At 50.9% G+C, this 17,452-nt stretch carries 15 protein-coding genes, 1 other RNA gene and 1 pseudogene; 3 read left to right on the plus strand and 14 right to left on the minus strand.

Annotated features, from left to right (window positions below; translation table 11 throughout):
• Window positions 1-36: 36 nt before the first annotated feature.
• The 3 genes from hpaI to hpaB all read right to left on the minus strand — a co-directional run bounded on the left by hpaI (window position 37) and on the right by hpaB (window position 3,545).
• Window positions 37-966: a 2,4-dihydroxyhept-2-ene-1,7-dioic acid aldolase gene (hpaI, locus tag IC804_RS07385; RefSeq protein ID WP_008880273.1), complete on the minus strand. Its 930-nt coding sequence runs from the start codon at window positions 964-966 to the stop codon at window positions 37-39.
• Between the two features lie 97 nt (window positions 967-1,063).
• On the minus strand, window positions 1,064-2,047 hold the full coding sequence (gene hpaD, locus IC804_RS07390) for a 3,4-dihydroxyphenylacetate 2,3-dioxygenase (protein WP_008880274.1): 984 nt from the start codon (window positions 2,045-2,047) through the stop codon (window positions 1,064-1,066).
• Between the two features lie 19 nt (window positions 2,048-2,066).
• The gene (hpaB, locus tag IC804_RS07395) at window positions 2,067-3,545 is read right to left on the minus strand and encodes a 4-hydroxyphenylacetate 3-monooxygenase, oxygenase component (protein WP_008880275.1); all 1,479 of its coding nucleotides are present in this window, start codon (window positions 3,543-3,545) and stop codon (window positions 2,067-2,069) included.
• A gap of 161 nt (window positions 3,546-3,706) precedes the next feature.
• Between hpaB and IC804_RS07400 the strand changes: the two genes are divergently transcribed.
• Window positions 3,707-4,624, plus strand: a complete 918-nt coding sequence (locus tag IC804_RS07400) for a LysR family transcriptional regulator (RefSeq protein ID WP_081157324.1) — start codon at window positions 3,707-3,709, stop codon at window positions 4,622-4,624.
• A gap of 186 nt (window positions 4,625-4,810) precedes the next feature.
• On the opposite strand, the gene IC804_RS07405 is transcribed toward IC804_RS07400, so the two are convergent.
• Together IC804_RS07405 and IC804_RS07410 are read right to left on the minus strand one after the other, a co-directional pair.
• The gene (locus tag IC804_RS07405; RefSeq protein WP_011888165.1) at window positions 4,811-5,707 is read right to left on the minus strand and encodes a manganese catalase family protein; all 897 of its coding nucleotides are present in this window, start codon (window positions 5,705-5,707) and stop codon (window positions 4,811-4,813) included.
• A complete protein-coding gene (locus IC804_RS07410) occupies window positions 5,691-5,954 on the minus strand; it encodes a YuzF family protein (RefSeq protein WP_008880278.1) in 264 nt (87 codons plus the stop codon). Before IC804_RS07410 ends, IC804_RS07405 begins: the two co-directional genes overlap by 17 nt.
• Before the next feature lie 350 nt (window positions 5,955-6,304).
• Between IC804_RS07410 and IC804_RS07415 the strand changes: the two are divergent.
• Window positions 6,305-6,868, plus strand: a pseudogene (locus IC804_RS07415) (glutathione peroxidase).
• A gap of 173 nt (window positions 6,869-7,041) precedes the next feature.
• Here the strand turns inward: IC804_RS07415 and ssrA are convergent.
• The 5 genes from ssrA to secG all read right to left on the minus strand — a co-directional run bounded on the left by ssrA (window position 7,042) and on the right by secG (window position 11,379).
• Window positions 7,042-7,393: a transfer-messenger RNA gene (ssrA, locus tag IC804_RS07420) on the minus strand.
• A 95-nt stretch (window positions 7,394-7,488) separates the two neighbouring features.
• Complete coding sequence (gene smpB / locus IC804_RS07425) at window positions 7,489-7,956, minus strand: SsrA-binding protein SmpB (protein ID WP_008880280.1); 468 nt, start codon at window positions 7,954-7,956, stop codon at window positions 7,489-7,491.
• Between the two features lie 80 nt (window positions 7,957-8,036).
• Window positions 8,037-10,304, minus strand: coding sequence for a ribonuclease R (gene rnr, locus IC804_RS07430; RefSeq protein WP_008880281.1), 2,268 nt, complete (start codon window positions 10,302-10,304; stop codon window positions 8,037-8,039).
• 23 nt (window positions 10,305-10,327) lie between these two features.
• Complete coding sequence (gene estA / locus IC804_RS07435; protein WP_008880282.1) at window positions 10,328-11,068, minus strand: carboxylesterase; 741 nt, start codon at window positions 11,066-11,068, stop codon at window positions 10,328-10,330.
• Window positions 11,069-11,142: 74 nt separating this feature from the next.
• Complete coding sequence (gene secG / locus IC804_RS07440) at window positions 11,143-11,379, minus strand: preprotein translocase subunit SecG (RefSeq protein ID WP_008880283.1); 237 nt, start codon at window positions 11,377-11,379, stop codon at window positions 11,143-11,145.
• A 373-nt stretch (window positions 11,380-11,752) separates the two neighbouring features.
• Here secG and IC804_RS07445 point away from each other — a divergent pair, with 373 nt between their 5' ends.
• A complete protein-coding gene (locus IC804_RS07445) occupies window positions 11,753-11,968 on the plus strand; it encodes a hypothetical protein (RefSeq protein ID WP_008880284.1) in 216 nt (71 codons plus the stop codon).
• A gap of 211 nt (window positions 11,969-12,179) precedes the next feature.
• Here the strand turns inward: IC804_RS07445 and IC804_RS07450 are convergent, their stop codons facing one another.
• The 4 genes from IC804_RS07450 to tpiA form a co-directional block, all read right to left on the minus strand.
• Window positions 12,180-13,679 carry a carboxylesterase/lipase family protein gene (locus IC804_RS07450; RefSeq protein ID WP_011888170.1) on the minus strand — a complete coding sequence of 500 codons (1,500 nt, stop codon included), beginning with the start codon at window positions 13,677-13,679 and terminating at the stop codon, window positions 12,180-12,182.
• 155 nt (window positions 13,680-13,834) lie between these two features.
• Window positions 13,835-15,127, minus strand: a complete 1,293-nt coding sequence (eno, locus tag IC804_RS07455; protein WP_008880286.1) for a phosphopyruvate hydratase — start codon at window positions 15,125-15,127, stop codon at window positions 13,835-13,837.
• Window positions 15,128-15,153: 26 nt separating this feature from the next.
• Window positions 15,154-16,689 (minus strand): 2,3-bisphosphoglycerate-independent phosphoglycerate mutase, encoded by a 1,536-nt coding sequence (gene gpmI, locus IC804_RS07460; protein WP_008880287.1) that lies wholly within the window; start codon window positions 16,687-16,689, stop codon window positions 15,154-15,156.
• Window positions 16,682-17,443, minus strand: coding sequence for a triose-phosphate isomerase (gene tpiA, locus IC804_RS07465; RefSeq protein ID WP_008880288.1), 762 nt, complete (start codon window positions 17,441-17,443; stop codon window positions 16,682-16,684). Before tpiA ends, gpmI begins: the two co-directional genes overlap by 8 nt.
• Window positions 17,444-17,452 lie beyond the last annotated feature (9 nt).

A 17,452-nucleotide genomic window follows, 5' to 3' on the forward strand; every position in this document is an offset into this window, starting at 1 on the left:
CGCCCGCCTTCCTTCAGGCGGAACAGCCGGCAACGCTTATTTCGCCGGCTGCTGTGCCGCCTCAGTCAACAACCCATATTTGACGAGCGTGCGGCGGATTTGTTCCTGGTGCTCTTCACTCGGCAAATCAAGCGGCAGACGAAGCTTCGGGGTGATTTTTCCCAACATGCCAAGCGCTGCCTTTACCGGTCCTGGGTTCGTTTCAATAAACAGCACATCATTGAGCTCCATCAGTTCAAAGTGAAGGTCTTGCGCCCGCTTGACGTCGCCGTCAAACCAAGCATCATGCAGCTCGGCTACCTTCTGCGGCACCACGTTGGCCGTTGCGCTGATCGAACCGGCGCCGCCGATCGCCAACATCGGATAGCACAACAGCTCGATGCCGGAGAACAGTAGAAAATCGCGCCCGCAATGCCATAGCACCCGATTGACATGTTCGAAATCTTTGTTGGACTCCTTCACCCCGATAATGTTCGGGCAGTCCTCGACGAGCCGCGCCAACGTTTTAACTTCCAAATTGACCGCCGTACGCCCTGGGATATTGTAGACGATGATGGGAATGTCAACCGACTCAGCCACCGCCTTAAAATGCTTATACAGCGCCTGCTGGGACGGGCGGTTGTAATACGGGACGATGACCATGGCGGCATCGGCCCCAATCTCTTGCGCAAATTTGGTCAACTCGATCGTTTCTGCATGGTTCGTCGAGCCTGTCCCCGGCACGAACGGCACGCGCCCGGCGACCGCCTTTTTCGCTGTTTCCATCACTTGTTTTCGCTCGTCAAGCGTCAGCGAGCTCGGTTCGCCGGATGTTCCCGTCACCGAAATGCCGTGTGTGCCGCTTTTTATATGCCAATCAATGAGCGACGTCAACGTGGTCAAATCAACGTTTCCTTCTTCATCAAACGGCGTGACGACCGGCGCAATCGAGCCGCGCAGCCGCTCTTTCACCTCGCGGTATGCCATCCCCCTTGCCTCCTAATGGACTGATTTTTCAGAATCTTAATCACATTATACAGAATAATATATATCAAATCAACTATAAAATCATATATGATTTTTGTTAGATCAAAAAGGTCGGTTTCACTTTCTGCAACGTCGGTTCGTTCGGTTCAATCGGTTCGCCGCTATGGACGTCCAACATGTCCGACGCCTCTTCAAACCAACTATCCGGCGCCGCATGCCCCCAAAACGTCTGACGCCGCGGATCGTCCAAATCCCAGCGAATCGGCGGAAAATCCGGATCGCTCGTCAAATAATCACCGTTATACAACTCGATTCGATGGCCGTCCGGGTCACGCAAATAGACAAAGAACGCATTGGATAACCCATGCCGCCCCGGCCCCCGTTCAATGCTGGAGCTATATCCCGATGCCGCCAGCACATCGCACGCATGAATCAGGCTGAGCGGATCCGGCAGCCAAAAACCGATATGATGAAGGCGCGGACCTTTCCCGTTCATGAGCGCCAAATCATGGACATTTTGCTTCCGATGCAGCCAAGCCGCCCACAGCTTGCCATCCTTTGTTTCCGTATATTCTGAGCAGGCAAAACCTAAACCGCGGACGTAAAAATCGTATCCTTTCTGGACATCCGTTATTGCGCAGTTGAAATGGTCAATGCGTTGGACGCGGGCACCGCGATACAAGTCATAGCGCTGCAACAACCGCTCGGTTTTCTCCATATGCGCGAAAAACTCAAGCGGCAGCCCTAATGGGTCTTGGACGCGAAACGCCCGTCCGATGGCACGCTGCGAGCCGTCCTCAAGCCATCTCGGGTTCAGCTGTTGCGCCGCAAACCATTCGTACAGCGCTTCGAGTTCTTGCTCGGAACCGACTTTGTAGCTAAGTGCTTCAACCGCCGGACGCGACGCTTTTTTCAGCACTAAGCTATGGTGGTGATATTCTTCCAACCCGCGCAAATAGATATGCTCACGATCCGCTTCCGTCACGACAAATCCAAGCACCCGTTCGTAAAAGTCACGCGACGCGGCCAAATCAGTCACATGCAGCACCGCGCGAGCACAACGAATGATGGAAAACGTCATTGTTCCTCTCCCCCTCTAATCAATGATCGCTGTTCAACGGAATCGAAACACTTTTTTTCGTACGCAAAAATTCTTGCACAAACTGTTTATACGACTCTTTTTCATAGCCGTCGAAATAGGCCATCCCCATCCGCACGGGGTCACCGAAAAAGTAATATTCATAGTGCGTCTGCCGCGCACCGAACGCGCTCATCGTCAAATCCCAAGCCAGCCGGAACAGTTGGACACGTTCATAACCGTCCACCGTCGCCCCTTGCATCGCCCGGCGGACGATGTCCCCAATTTCTTCATGTTCAAAATCTGCTTCCGTCGGAATCGCCATCAAGCCGGACGCCCCTAAAATGCGGATGATTTCCACCAAACGCGGATACACGCGCGGATACCAGTTGCGCGCAGCATCCAAAGCGGCAAAATCCGGTGTCATCGTTCCCCAACGATCTGGCTTTGCGTTATGCTCAGCCCGGTACAAGTGGCTTTTCATCGTTTCGAGAGCAAGCATGATTTCCGCCCCTTTGTCCTTCACATGTTGAAACTCACCAATGCCGATTGCTTCAATGAGACAAAGGGTAACCCCAAGCAAAAACTCCGTTTTGACGATGTTTTTCGCCACAACTTGATGGGACATATGAACGACCGCATTCGTTTCACGGAACGTCCGGTTACAAATCGACGAATTGCCGCAAACAAAGACGCGCTCCCATGGCACAAACACGTTTTCAAACGAAACGATCGCATCGCCTTCTTCAAATCGAGACGCGAGCGGATGATCCCACGTGCTGCGCCCGTAATCGAACGCCTCGCGGCAAATGAACTTCACCCCCGGCGTATTGTTCGGGATGGCAAAGGCGAGCGCATACGGATCTTCACCGGCTGTCGATTTTTTCACCGTAGACGGGAACACTAAAATTTCATCTGTGATTCCACCTTGCGTCGCCAACAGACGGATACCGCTGACGATGATGCCGTCTTTTCGCCGTTCCACCAAATGGAGCGGCACATCGGCGTCTTTTTGCTCGTGAAGCGCCTTGGCGCGGTTCATTTGCGGATGGATGAGCGTATGGGTCAAGCTGATGTCATTTTCCCGCGCATATTCATAATAGTTTCTCGCATTCTCGGCAAACATCGGGTCGTCTTCGGCAAACAAATCATTGGCGATGCCCATCGCCATCACTTCGGCGTTTAAGTAATCCGGCGAGCGCCCCATCATTCCGGCCGACATCCGCGCCCACTCTTGCGTTGCTTCGCGGCGGGCGATGAGCTCATCGATCGTGGTCGGCTGGATAAACGTCATCCCGACCAACTGTCCGGTTGTCGGCGACCGATACAACATCTTGTCCGGCTTTTCATATTGCCGGTCGTACAGCGCCGCCATGGAGCGAACGACATTGCGAAACGCCGGGTGGACGGTGACATCTTCGACTTTTTCCCCATGAATGTACACGCTGCTTTTCGCCTGCTTCAGCCTCTCCATATACTGATTTCCTGTTTTGGCTGGCATTTTCATTCCTCCCATTTTCAAGTATAATAGATGAAGTAAGCGCTATCATTCAGAATGTTCAAAATTAATATAACATATGATTTCATATATGAAAAATACAAAAAGAATCAACTATTCTATATGAAAAATATATAGAAGCGGTAGAGAAAGGAGACACGGACATGATCGATGTGAAACAGCTAAAATACTTCGTTACCATCGCCGAAGAGGGACAAATCACGAAGGCGGCACAAAAACTTCATATCGCTCAGCCGCCGCTCAGCCAACAGTTGAAGCAACTCGAAGAAAAGCTCGGCGTCCCATTGTTTGACCGGAAAGCGAAAAAAATGGAGCTCACCGCACCGGGCAAATTGTTTTACGAAAAGGCGAAACAACTGTTGCACCAGCTAGATGACGCCATCGCGGAAGTGAAAGAAATCGAAACGGGGGCAACGGGAACATTGGCTGTCGGCTGCGTCAAATCGTGCTTTTCCTATTTGGCCCAAACGATCCGCCAATTCCACGAACAGTTTCCGAACGTCACGTTTCATCTTCGCGAAGGAGATACGTTTTCCATTTGCCAGCTTCTTCAAGAGCGGCACATTGACATCGGCATTGTCCGCCTACCGATCGATTCGTCTCATTACGACATCATTCCGCTGCCAAGCGACCGTTATGTCGCCGTCTTGCCTGAGCATTGGGCATTGAGCCGCTCTTCCTTATCGATGCGCGATTTTGCAGAGTGGCCGCTCCTCCTTCTTCACCGTGTACACGGCGCCGGACAGTACGAACGGGTCGTCGAGGAATGCCGCCGTCATGGGTTTGAGCCAAACGTTCTATGCGAATGCCCGGATGCAACCATTTTGCTTTCCCTTGTCGCCCAAGGCATGGGCGCTACCATTGTGCCACAGTCAACCGTTTCCTTGTTTCGTCTTCTTGGCATTCGCGTCCTCCCAATTGTTGACTCATCAATGAAAGCAGAAGCCGCCGTCATCATCGATCGACAACGCTATGTGCCCAAAAGCGTCCATCATTTTCTCAACCTGTTGCAACAAACCGTCGCCATGCCCATCATGAACGAAAAAAGCAACCATGTGTGAAACGAAATGAGGCAGAGAGGAGCAATCGAGTTCCGATGCCAAGTGGGAGAAAGCCAACTGCCGAGGGAATGCGAATGGTCATACCGTGGGATCGATGCGCATAGAAAAAAGAGGGGCTCGTTTATATAGGGACCCCTCGATCCGTCCATGCCCAAAGATGGTGATAGATGAACGCAAACAGCTTTTCTACAACCCAGCCGAACGCATCAGCCGCTTGCCAATGTCCAAAAAGTCTTCCATGGAAATGCCAGGGGCAAATTCTTCCGGCACGGCATCCAAATCTGGAATCGTTCCTCCTTGCGGGGCGCCTTCCACCACTTCCAGCGGCTGTCCGTCACTCGGATGCGTCCCATGCCAAATGCGGGCGATCTCCTTGTAATATCGATCGCTGAACGTATACAAACGGCGATGGAGGCCTTGGTCTTCATATTTGCGCGCTTCATCGAACGCCCGGTTATCTAACTTCGGGATCGGCAACATCTTCTTCACATCAACGCCAGTCGCCACTTCCAATGCTTTCGCATACGCTAAAATATGAACACCGCCCCGCACCAACAAGTAGCCGATCATCTCACGGGCAGTCGGATGGTTCGTCATTTCATACACGCGCATTTTATGCGTGCGCGCGCCGCATTCCAAGAAAAAGTTATGAAGCAAATCCAAAATCAAGTTGCCACTGTTGAACACATACTCTCCCTTCCACGGATTGCCCATAGAATCACCAGGAAAGGCGGTTTGCGCAGTGGCGATGAAATGATACGAATTGCGTTTGTCTTTTGCCTCTCTCATCGGCGTACAATCGGGATCGCCGGGATGGGTGGTCCCAGTTAAACAAAGGTTGATCGTATTGGCGACAAGCTCGACATGGCCGAATTCTTCCGCCGTAATGCTCGCCACCAGCTCGTAAAACGGGCGCAGTTTTGATTTTTGCCGAAAGTTGAATGACTGAAACAAATAATTGTTCAACGTGGACATTTCTCCAAAGCGACCGCCTAGTAGCTCTTGAACAGCGGCCGCCGCATTCGCGTCCGCGTACTTCGGTGGCGGCAATTCGATGGCCAACCGATCAATCCTCTGAAACACCACGGTATGCTCCTCCTTTCCCTACGTCGCCAAGGTGAACGGAAACGACTTGCGCCAAGCGAATATAATACACCTTTTGATGAGCCGTAAGCACGAGATGATCCGGCTTGACGTCTCTCAACGTGCCAAGCAGCGAATTCCGAGTCGTTTCCACTACCACCTGTTGACCGAGCAGTGATTGAAGAGCATGATATACATAAGGATCAATGAGCGAAACGAGCTGAGGGGACGCATACGGTTGGTTCATGCGCTGTTCCTCCTTATAAACTAAAGTAAAAAATCGTTCCTCTTTATACGTATGAAGCCCCACCGAAAACATGACAACAACCAAGCCCGGTCAAGCATCTCGTTACGGGGCGTTTCGCATCAATGGCACGACAAAACAGTAAATATAAAAAGCCTCTTCATCCGCAAAGGAAAAAGAGGCTTTCTTTGATGCGTTTTTTCGTGTGTATGCCTTAATGAACCTCTCTCACTTGTAGAAGCGGGAGCGGCTCATCATTCCTATCTTCAAGTCGTTGCATATGAGTTGAAGGAACAAAGAGGAAAGATATACTAATCATTAGATAAAAATCATTCTTCAGAAGGGGATGGCTGATGACAACGATTTATGATTATCTAGTAAAAAAGCCTAATGGTGAAATCTTATCCATGGAAACATAGCGAAATAAAACGATGTTAATTGTGAACACAGCAAACCACTGTCGTTTTACATATCAATTTGAAGATTTACAAAGATTGTATAAAAAGTTTGCCCATCAAGGATTCGTGATTTTAGGTTTTCCAAGCAATCAGTTTGCAGAGCAAAATCCTGAAAACGGCCAAGAGACGGCAACGATGTGTAAAGTCAAATTCGGTGTAACGTTCCCTATTTTTGAAGTGATTGATGTCAACGGAGAACACGCCCATCCGCTTTTCCAATACTTAAAAGAACAAGCAGATTGTCGTGAGTTCGGTGTTAATTTGGAAGAGAAAATGCTGAAAACGAAAATTCAAGAAATCAACCCATTCTTCCTTGACGGCAAGAACATTCGTTGGAACTTTACCAAATTTTTAGTGGATGCCAACGGACAAGTCCTGAAACGATTTGAACCTACAGATTCCATCATCGATCTCGAACATGCGATTGAAGAGGCTTTAAAAGCAGCTGCGAATGCCTAACGCATCATAAACCGGAATGTCCAAAAAAGAGCGAATGAAGAAAACGACGGATGTTCTCCATTCGCTCTTTCTTTTTTCTACAGTGAGAGATCCGTCGCTTTCGAGAAATAGCTTCAAAATCAAAAAGTGCCAAAACCCTTATATCAAGGATTTTGGCACTTACGACATCAAATGAATGGAGACGGTGGGAGTCGAACCCACGTCCAGAGGCATCGCCACTTAAGCATCTACGAGCGTAGTCGGTATATTTTGCTTCGCCGTTCGTTCCGCCTACCGACAGGCCTCCCGACGGCTAGCCTGGTTCGTCTCTTCCCTCGTCCTCAGGCGGCGGATTTGGGCGTAGCCCGCTTCATATGAACCCCTCGGACGCCACACGGGCGATGGCGGGAGGAGCTAGCTGCAGCAATTAGGCAGCTAAAGCGTAGTTTTCTTTGCCAGTTATCTTTAGGTGACGTTTTTACGAGGACGTCTCCCTCGGCTCGCCGCTTAAGCTCGACCTACCCCTGTCGAATCCGGATCGTCCCCGCGGTTGCGAAGAAAGATCGGAGCTTAAGCATGAATCACTGGCTTTCGTACTCTTATTATATCATGGCTGAACGCATTTTCAATGGAAATATGCGCTAAATTTTTTGCCGCTCACGGAACGCCCGCTCGATTTCTCGCTGCGCTTCTTTCCGCTTCATGTCTTCGCGCTTGTCGTATTTTTTCTTCCCTTTGGCGACGCCAAGTTCCACTTTGGCAAAGCCGTTTTTGATATACAATTTCAGCGGTACGAGCGTATACCCTTGCTCTTTCGTGTAGCCGATCAGTTTGTTGATTTCGCGGCGGTGCAGGAGGAGCTTGCGCGTCCGCAGCGGATCATGGTTGTAGCGGTTGCCTTGTTCATACGGACTAATATGCATATTATGGAGAAATACTTCCCCTTTTTCCACTTTGGCGAACGAATCTTTTAAGTTCACCCGGCCGTTGCGGATCGATTTAATTTCCGTCCCTTGCAAAACAAGCCCCGCTTCATACGTTTCTTCAATAAAATAATCATGGCGCGCTTTTTTGTTTTGCGCGATGACTTTTCCTTCCCCTTTTGGCATGAACGTCCTCCTCCTCATTCGTAGCGCTTTTATTGTACCAAAAACGAAAAAGAAGGAAAAGCCGCCTGCTCGGCTTTTCCTCACCGTTTTTTCTTTTTCTTCTTTTTCGCTTTGGTATGGCGGCCAGCGTTGTTCTTTTTCGCTTGTGCCTTTGCTTTCTTTTGCTTTTTCCCTTCAATGACAACCGGTGCCGCTTTCGCTTTCGGCGGGCGGCGCCCTTTCATGCCGACAATTTCAAAATCAACGATTCGTTCGTCTTTGTTGACGTTAATGACACGGACGGTAATCTCATCGCCGATGCGGTACATTTTCCCCGTCCGCTCGCCGACCATGGCATAGTTGCGCTCGTCGTAACGGTAATAATCGTCTGTTAAATAGCTGACGTGCACCAATCCTTCGATCGTGTTCGGGAGCTCGACAAACAAACCGAAGTTCGTGACGGAACTAATGATGCCGTCAAATTCCATCCCGATTTTATCTTCCATAAACTCTGTTTTCTTTAAGTCATCGGTTTCACGCTCAGCCTCGACGGCGCGCCGTTCCATGTTGGACGCATGTTCGGCGATGTCAGGCAGCTTTTCCGCCCATTTTTGCTGGGTGTCAGGATCCATCTGTCCGTTAATGAGATACGTCCGAATCAACCGGTGGACGATTAAGTCCGGATAGCGGCGGATCGGGGACGTAAAATGGGTGTAAAACTCGGTGGACAAGCCATAATGGCCAAGGCTTTCCGCGTCATAACGGGCTTGCTTCATCGACCGGAGCATGACGGTGGAAATGACCATTTCTTCCGGTTCGCCGCGCACCGCTTCGAGAATTTGCTGCAAGGCGCGCGGATGGATTTGGTTGCCCGTCCCTTTGACGACATAGCCGAAGTTCGTAATGAATTCCAAAAAGCGCTGCAGTTTCTCCGGCTTCGGATCCTCATGGACGCGGTACATAAACGGCACGTTGAGCCAATGGAAATGCTCGGCGACCGTTTCGTTCGCCACCAACATAAACTCTTCAATGAGCCGCTCGGCAACGGATCGCTCGCGCAAAACGACGTCATATGGCTTGCCGTTTTCATCAACGAGCACTTTCGCTTCTTTAAAATCGAAATCGATCGCCCCGCGCTTCATCCGCTTCGTTCGCAAAATGTCGGCGAGCTCAGCCATGAGTTCAAACATCGGCACAAGCGGCGCGTATTTTTCACGCAACGCCTCATCTTTATCGACCAAAATTTTATTGACGTCAGAATATGTCATCCGTTCCGTCGTGCGGATGACGCTCTGGAAAATGTCATGACTGACGACTTCGCCTTGCGGGGTGATTTCCATTTCACACGATAGCGTCAACCGGTCGACTTTCGGGTTAAGCGAGCAAATGCCGTTCGACAACCGGTGCGGAATCATCGGAATGACACGATCGACCAAATAGACGCTCGTTCCGCGTTCGTACGCTTCGCGGTCAATCGGCGAGCCTTCTTCGACATAATGGCTCACATCGGCAATATGGACGCCCAGTTTATAGTTTCCGTTCTCAAGTTTTGTCACGGTCACCGCATCGTCCAAGTCTTTCGCATCTTCGCCGTCGATGGTGACGATCATCTCACCGCGCAAGTCGCGGCGCCCCTCGAGATCCTTTTCCGTAATCACATCAGGAACACGATTGGCATGATCGATGACATCATCCGGAAACTGAAGCGGTAAGCCGTGCTTATAGATGACCGATAAAATATCGACGCCCGGGTCGTTTTTATGGCCAAGAATTTGGACGACTTCCCCTTCGGCGCTCATTCGTCCTTCCGGGTATGATGTGAGCCGGACGACGACTTTATGCCCTTCGACCGCCCCGTTCGCCGCGTTTTTCGGGATGAAAATATCGTTGACGATCCGCTTATCATCGGGGATGACAAAGCCGAAATATTTGCTTTCCGTATATGTACCGACGACTTCTTTCACCCCGCGCTCCAAAATGCGGACGATCGTCCCTTCGCGGCGCGCTCCGCCGGACTCGGATTGGACGCGTACGAGCACCGTGTCGCCGTGCATGGCATTTTTCAGCTCCGACGGCGGGATGAAAATGTCGTCCATTCCCGGTTCTTCCGGCGTGACGAAGGCAAATCCTTTCGCATGGCCAGTCACTTTACCGCGCACGAGATTCATCCGTTCAGGCACACCGTAGCGGTTGCTGCGTGTCCGAACGACAAGCCCTTCCTCTTCCATGGCGACAAGCGTTTTAACGAACGTTTTAAATTCGTCCGCCTCCGTGATCCCAAACGCTTCTTCGAGCTCTTGAACTGTCAGCGGCTTGTACGCCTCGTCGCGCATAAACGTTAAAATTCGTTCGGCCAATGCGTGATCCATCGGCCCTCTCCTCCTTTCCGTCGTTACCAATCTAACGACTCAAGAAACGCATAAATATCTTCATGCAGCTGCTCTTTTTCTTGATCAAGCGTAATAACATGGCCGGATTGTTCGTACCATTTGATTTGCTTGACCGGCGATTCAATTTCGTTATAAATGATGTTGGCGCTGTCCGGGTTGATCATGTGGTCATGGCGCGCTTGAACGACAAACGTCGGCGCGTAAATCAAATCCAGTTGCTCACGCACATCGGCGATCAACGCTTGCAGCGCTTTTAATGTTTTCATCGGCGTTTGTTTGAACCGTTCCATTTCCTGTTCGATTTGTTCTGCCGATTTTCCTTCCCGTTTTTTATATTCGCGCGCATACTCAAGCACACCTTCATACATCGTTTCTTCGCTTTTGATGTACATCGGTGCGCACATGGTCACAATTCCTTCTATAGGTACAGTGTAACCTAATTTTAAGGAAAATACGCCTCCAAGCGACAACCCAGCAACCGCGATTTTTTCATATCCTTTGTTTTTCAAAAACTGATAACCGTTCATCACATCTTGCCACCAATCGTCCGGACCGGTATGGACGAGCTCTTCCGGCGGCACGCCATGCCCTTTGTAAATCGGCGCATGGCACGTGTAGCCTTTTGATTCGAGAAAGCGTCCGAGCATCCGAACATCAGCGGAGTTTCCGGTAAATCCATGCAAAAGCAAAACGGCACGCTCACCGGCTTCAAAGAAAAACGGTTTTGGCGGAACAATTTTCATCATCGTTCTCCTTCCTCTCTAGATGAAATAGAAAAGGCAGCCCGTTTTTGTAAGGACCGCCCCCCGCTTTTCGCTTATGATGGTTGGACATATGCGACGAGAATCGTCAGCACAAAAAACAAAATGGCCAACACGACCGTCACGCGCTGAAACACTGCATCAAGCCCGCGCGCTTTCTGTTTGCCAAACAGCTGTTCGGCACCGCCGGTAATCGCCCCCGACAGCCCTGCGCTTCGGCCTGACTGCAACAACACAATCGCAATCAGCGCAATCGATACAATGACAAGCAACGTCACAAGCAAGGCATGCATGCCTGACACCTCCAACGACCTACGTTGCAATATTTTTACTATACCATACATTATCGTTTGCAGCAACTGCCTCACCTGTCTCCGCCTTGAATGGCACCAATTCATTTGTTGTGAAACAAAGAGACCATTTCGTTGCTCTTCACTTTCATCTGCTAGTGGATCATGATCCCCGCCTAACAATCGCCTTTTCCGATCATTCCAAACATCAAGACGTCTATAATGAAAAAATGTCGTTTTGTGCTACGTTCTTGATGAAATTCACCGCCCTCTAACGCTCTCCCATCCGTTATCCTTAAGAGCGTGTCATGAACGTTGGTGTTCATCCTCAAAATCAAGTACAATGAAAGAAAAAACAGCGATGGAGGGATTCCTAATGGCAAGGCCAGACGAACGAGTCGTCATTGCGATTGACGGCTATCAATTTAAACGAGCACGCGAGGCGAAAGAAGGGAAAATTTTCGTCACCTCGCCAATCGGTTCGAATTTTACGTTTGATGTGAACGTCATGCGGAAACTGATTGAGGCGATCGATCGTGATCCGGCACTCGCCGAGCGATTCGGGCTTCCTGCCACAGAAGCAAATGATTGAGCGATACATAGAAGAAGGTGTCCCAAAAAACGGGACACCTTTTCCTATTCTGAAAACCAACCGTTTCGTCCTCTTTCCTGTGAAGTGCAGACACGTTGCGTCATTCCTTTTAGAGGTAAAGGCGAACGTTTGCCCACGGTCTTTTCCGCGAAAATGCGCGTACCTTGATCGTGTTCAGACGAAGGACACATGTTGCTTATGGATTTTTTCGTCAAAGGCGTCCTTGCCACGCTTCCCGTTCGCGACCGAACGGATCGTCTTCCACATGGCTCGCAGCCGAAAAGACAAACACCGGTTTGTGCTCTTTTGTGTATACGGGCCACTTCTCTGGTAAATGAGCGCCGTTCGGGTTGCCGGTGCGGGCGAACGAAAGCCAGGCACCATGCATTTCGCTGGCAATCGCCTCACGCTCTGGTCGGTTGCCGACGAAATTCTCGACACCAGGCTGATGGAGGTTATGAAACACAAACGGCAACTCGAGCGTATGGCACGCTTTCAGTTGTCCACCGAACGCCGGCGTTTCATAATCAAACCGATACATGTACACATTCGCCCCTTGCGCTGCTTGGGCATCCGCCGTTCGCAACATTCCGTCGACAAAAACAAGGTACGTCATGATGCGCAGCCATGTTTGCCACGCGGGTGCCGACCGATCCGCTGTTTCCGCGTAATAGCGTACCGCCTCCTCCGGAATAGGCCCGACCTCACGGTTCATCCGGTCAAGCAGTTCTTTTTCTTCGAGTCTTGTCAATGACGGATCAGTCAATGAAAACAAATTGTATTCGTCTTTCGTCACGCCAATTAGGATTGGAATATCACTTGCTGCCCCGTCGTGGAGCGCTTCGATCGGATGGCGTCGCAACACATGTCCGTCAACCACTGGACCGTACGTGATTCCTGGGCCGAGCGACATCGCCGCCTGCAATAGCTCTGCTGCTGGAATCGACAGCAGCCGATCGCGGTCACCCGGACGGATGCCGGCACGTTCTAAAATGCGTTCAGTCAGAGCCATCGCCGTCTCCGGAGAACGAAGAAGAAGCGAACCCGATCCGCTTTGCAATATAGCGCGTCGAAACAGCCCGCTTGCTTCCGGAAGCGACAACAGCACGCCAACGCTTGCCGCTCCGGCTGATTCGCCAAAAATCGTAATGTTGTCCGGATCACCGCCGAACGCCTCAATGTTCTCTTTCACCCAGCGCAGCGCCGCCACTTGATCCAATATGCCAAGATTTCCCGCCTGGGCATACGTTTCGCCAAACGCATCTCCCAAATACAAAAAGCCAAACACGCTCATCCGGTAGTTGATCGTCACGACAACGACATCGCCGTGTTTGGCAAACGCCGTTCCATCATACCATGGAAATGAACCGGAGCCGAATAAAAAAGCGCCGCCATGAATCCAAAACAATACCGGGCGCTTCTTCCCATCCGCCGCCGGTGACCAAATGTTCAGATACAACCCATCCTCGCTCATTGGTTCATTCATCCGTCCGAGCAGCTGGCTGAACATCGAATCGGACGGCTGCATGACGACCGGTCCAAACGATGTCGCCTCACGCACTCCGTCCCATGCATCGGGCGGTTCCGGCGGCAAAAAACGGCGTTCACCGACCGGCGCTTTCGCGTACGGAATCCCTTTCCAATAGAAAACCCCTTCATTTGTTCCCCCGCGCAACCGACCGTACTTTGTTTCCACGATCACGGTTCCCATCCCCTTTTTCAATATTCTAACGATTACAAAAAGATATTATAAACGAATGGTTTACCCACGTCCATTTTTTGCTATCGATAGGAAATCATTTCTGTTTCCCGTAATTAAAGAGGGTGTCTCGCAACGTTGGAGACACCCTTTGTTGTTGATTCCCGTTATTTTTTCAAATTGTAAAACGAACGAATGCCTTGGTAAATAGCCGTGTGGCCAAGTTCGTCTTCAATGCGGAGCAGCTGGTTGTATTTTGCGACGCGGTCCGTACGCGACGGTGCTCCCGTTTTGATTTGGCCAGCGTTTGTTGCGACAGCGATATCGGCAATCGTGCTGTCTTCCGTTTCACCGGAACGGTGCGACACAACCGCCGTGTAGCCGGCGCGTTTGGCCATCTCAATGGCATCGAACGTTTCCGTCAGTGTACCGATTTGGTTCACTTTAATTAAAATCGAGTTGCCGACGCCTTTTTCAATGCCTTCGGCCAGTTTTTTCGTGTTCGTTACAAACAAGTCGTCACCGACGAGCTGCACTTTGTGGCCAAGGCGCTCAGTAAGCAGTTTATGGCCTTCCCAGTCATTTTCGTCAAGTCCGTCTTCGATCGAGATGATCGGATATTTCGACACAAGCTCTTCATACCAAGCAACCATTTCTTCTGATGTTTTGACGACGCCTTCGCCTTCCAAATGATATTTGCCATCTTCTTTGTTGTACAGCTCCGACGAAGCAACGTCCATAGCGAGCATCACTTGTTCGCCTGGTTTGTAGCCGGCTTTTTCGATCGCTTCAATGATCGTTTGCAGCGCTTCTTCGTTCGATTTTAAGTTCGGAGCAAATCCGCCTTCGTCACCGACAGCCGTGTTGTAGCCTTTCGCTTTTAACACAGCTTTTAAGCTATGGAAAATTTCTGCACCCATGCGCAGCGCTTCACGGAAGCTTTCCGCACCGACCGGCATGATCATGAATTCTTGAATGTCAACGTTGTTGTCCGCATGCGCGCCGCCGTTTAAAATGTTCATCATCGGTACAGGCAGCGTTTTAGCGTTAAAGCCGCCCAAGTATTGGTACAACGGCAAGCCAAGCTCATCAGCCGCAGCGCGAGCGACCGCGAGCGACACGCCTAAAATAGCATTCGCCCCAAGCTTTCCTTTGTTTTCCGTGCCGTCAAGTTCAATCAACGCGCGGTCGATCGCCACTTGATCAGTCACTTCTAAGCCGATGATTTCCGGAGCAATCACTTCGTTGACGTTCTCAACCGCTTTGAGCACCCCTTTGCCGAGGTAGCGGTTTTTGTCGCCGTCACGCAATTCAACCGCTTCATATTCGCCCGTCGAAGCGCCGCTTGGCACTAACGCACGGCCGAAGCCGCCTTCTTCCGTGTATACTTCCACTTCTACGGTTGGATTGCCGCGCGAATCGAGCACTTCACGCGCATACACATCAATAATCGCAGACATATCGACACTCTCCTTTTCCGTGTTTGTTATTTAACGATTAACGTTTTTCCGGTCATTTCTTTCGGTTGCGGCAAGCCGAGCAAATCAAGCATCGTCGGCGCCAAATCGCCTAAAATGCCGTCTTTGCGCAACTCGATGCCGTGTTTGGTGACAATGACCGGCACCGGATTCGTCGTATGAGCCGTTTGCGGCTTGCCCTCTGGCGTCAGCACTTCATCAGCATTACCGTGGTCGGCAGTGATGATGGCAATTCCACCTTTTTCTAAAATGGCATCGACGACTTTGCCAAGGCACTCATCGACCGCTTCGACCGCCTTAATCGTCGGTTCGAGCATGCCGGAGTGGCCGACCATATCCGGATTGGCGTAGTTCAAAATGATCGCGTCGTACTTGTCCGCTGCAATCTCTTTTAACAACGCCTCCGTCACTTCATAGGCGCTCATTTCCGGTTTTAAGTCATACGTCGCCACTTTCGGCGAGTTGATCAAAATCCGGTCTTCGCCTGGAAATTTCTCCTCACGGCCGCCGCTCATGAAAAACGTCACATGCGGATATTTTTCGGTTTCCGCGATGCGCAATTGGCGCAAGCCGTGCTGCGACAACACTTCGCCGATCGTGTTGTCGAGGTTCGTCGGCTTGAACGCGACATAGCCTTTCACCGTTTCGCTGAAATGCGTCAAGCAGACGAAAAACAAGTTTTTCGGATGTTTCGGGCCGCGATCAAACTCGCGGAAATCTTCATTCGTAAATGTGTTCGAAATTTGGATCGCCCGGTCTGGACGGAAGTTATAGAAAATAATCGCGTCATTGTCTTGAATCGTCGCCACCGGTGAACCGTCTTCGCGGACGATGACCGATGGAAGCACGAACTCATCGTAAATGCCGTTTTTGTATGAGTCTTCGATACACTCGAGCGGATCGCGGTAGGTCGGGCCTTCGCCGTACACCATCGCCCGATATGCCTTTTCAACACGCTCCCACCGTTTATCGCGGTCCATCGAGTAGTAGCGTCCTGATAAGGTGGCGATTTCGCCGACGCCGTATTCCTTGATTTTTTCCTGTAGTTCTTTAATGTATTGCGGCGCTGTCTGCGGGCCAACGTCACGGCCGTCCAAAAAGCCATGGATGTACACGCGTTTTACGCCTTCTTTCGCCGCTAGGCGCAAAAGAGCGTACAAGTGATGGATGTGGCTATGGACTCCGCCGTCGGAAAGCAAGCCGAACAAATGCAAGCTTGTCCCATGTTGTTTCACATGGTTCATCGCCGCTAAAAACGTTTCGTTCCGGTCAAATTCGCCTTCGCGAATAGCGATATTCACTCGCGTCAAGCTTTGGTACACAATGCGGCCGGCGCCGATGTTCAAGTGACCGACTTCCGAGTTGCCCATTTGCCCTTCCGGCAACCCGACCGCCTCGCCGCACGCTTTCAATGTCGCATGCGGATACTCGTTCCAATAACGGTCAAAATTCGGCTTGTTCGCTTGGGCAACCGCATTGCCATACGTTTCCTCGCGCAGCGCAAATCCGTCTAAAATGATGAGAGCAACCGGACGTTTACTCATGGCGCCCCGCCTCCACAAGCTTCAAGAACGAAGCCGGTTCAAGGCTCGCGCCACCAACTAACGCTCCATCGATGTGTTCTTGTGCTAAAAAGTCGCTGATATTTTCCGGTTTGACGCTGCCACCGTATTGGATGCGGATGGCCTCCGCCGCTTCCGCGCCAAACAGACGTGCGACGACAGAACGGATATGGCCGCAGACGTTGTTGGCATCTTCAGCGGTCGACGATTTGCCAGTGCCGATCGCCCAAATCGGCTCGTAAGCGATAACCGCTTGCTTCACTTGATCTGGCGTCAATCCAGCGAGCGCTTTTTCCACTTGTGAAGCGACAACCGCATTCGTCTGCCCTGCTTCCCGTTCTTCGAGCGTCTCGCCGCAACAAATGATTGGCACGAGACCACGGGTGAAGGCGGCCAACACTTTCTTATTGACCGTTTCATCCGTTTCGGCAAACATTTGCCGACGCTCGGAATGGCCGAGAATGACATACGTCACACCAAGGTCTTTGAGCATCACCGGGCTCACTTCACCGGTATATGCTCCTTGGTCGGCAAAATGCATCGTTTGCGCCCCGATTTGTAAATCGGTGCCGTTTGTATTTTGCACCAACCGATCTAAAAACAAAAATGGTGCACAAATGACGGAATCAACTTCCGCTTTCGGAGGTACAAGCCCTTTGACTTCCTCGACAAACTGAACAGCTTCCGTCAATGTTTTATGCATTTTCCAGTTGCCTGCAATGATCGGTTTTCTCATCGTTCACCT

This window comes from Geobacillus sp. 47C-IIb (genome assembly GCF_014679705.1).
In the GTDB taxonomy this organism is placed as follows: domain Bacteria; phylum Bacillota; class Bacilli; order Bacillales; family Anoxybacillaceae; genus Geobacillus; species Geobacillus thermodenitrificans.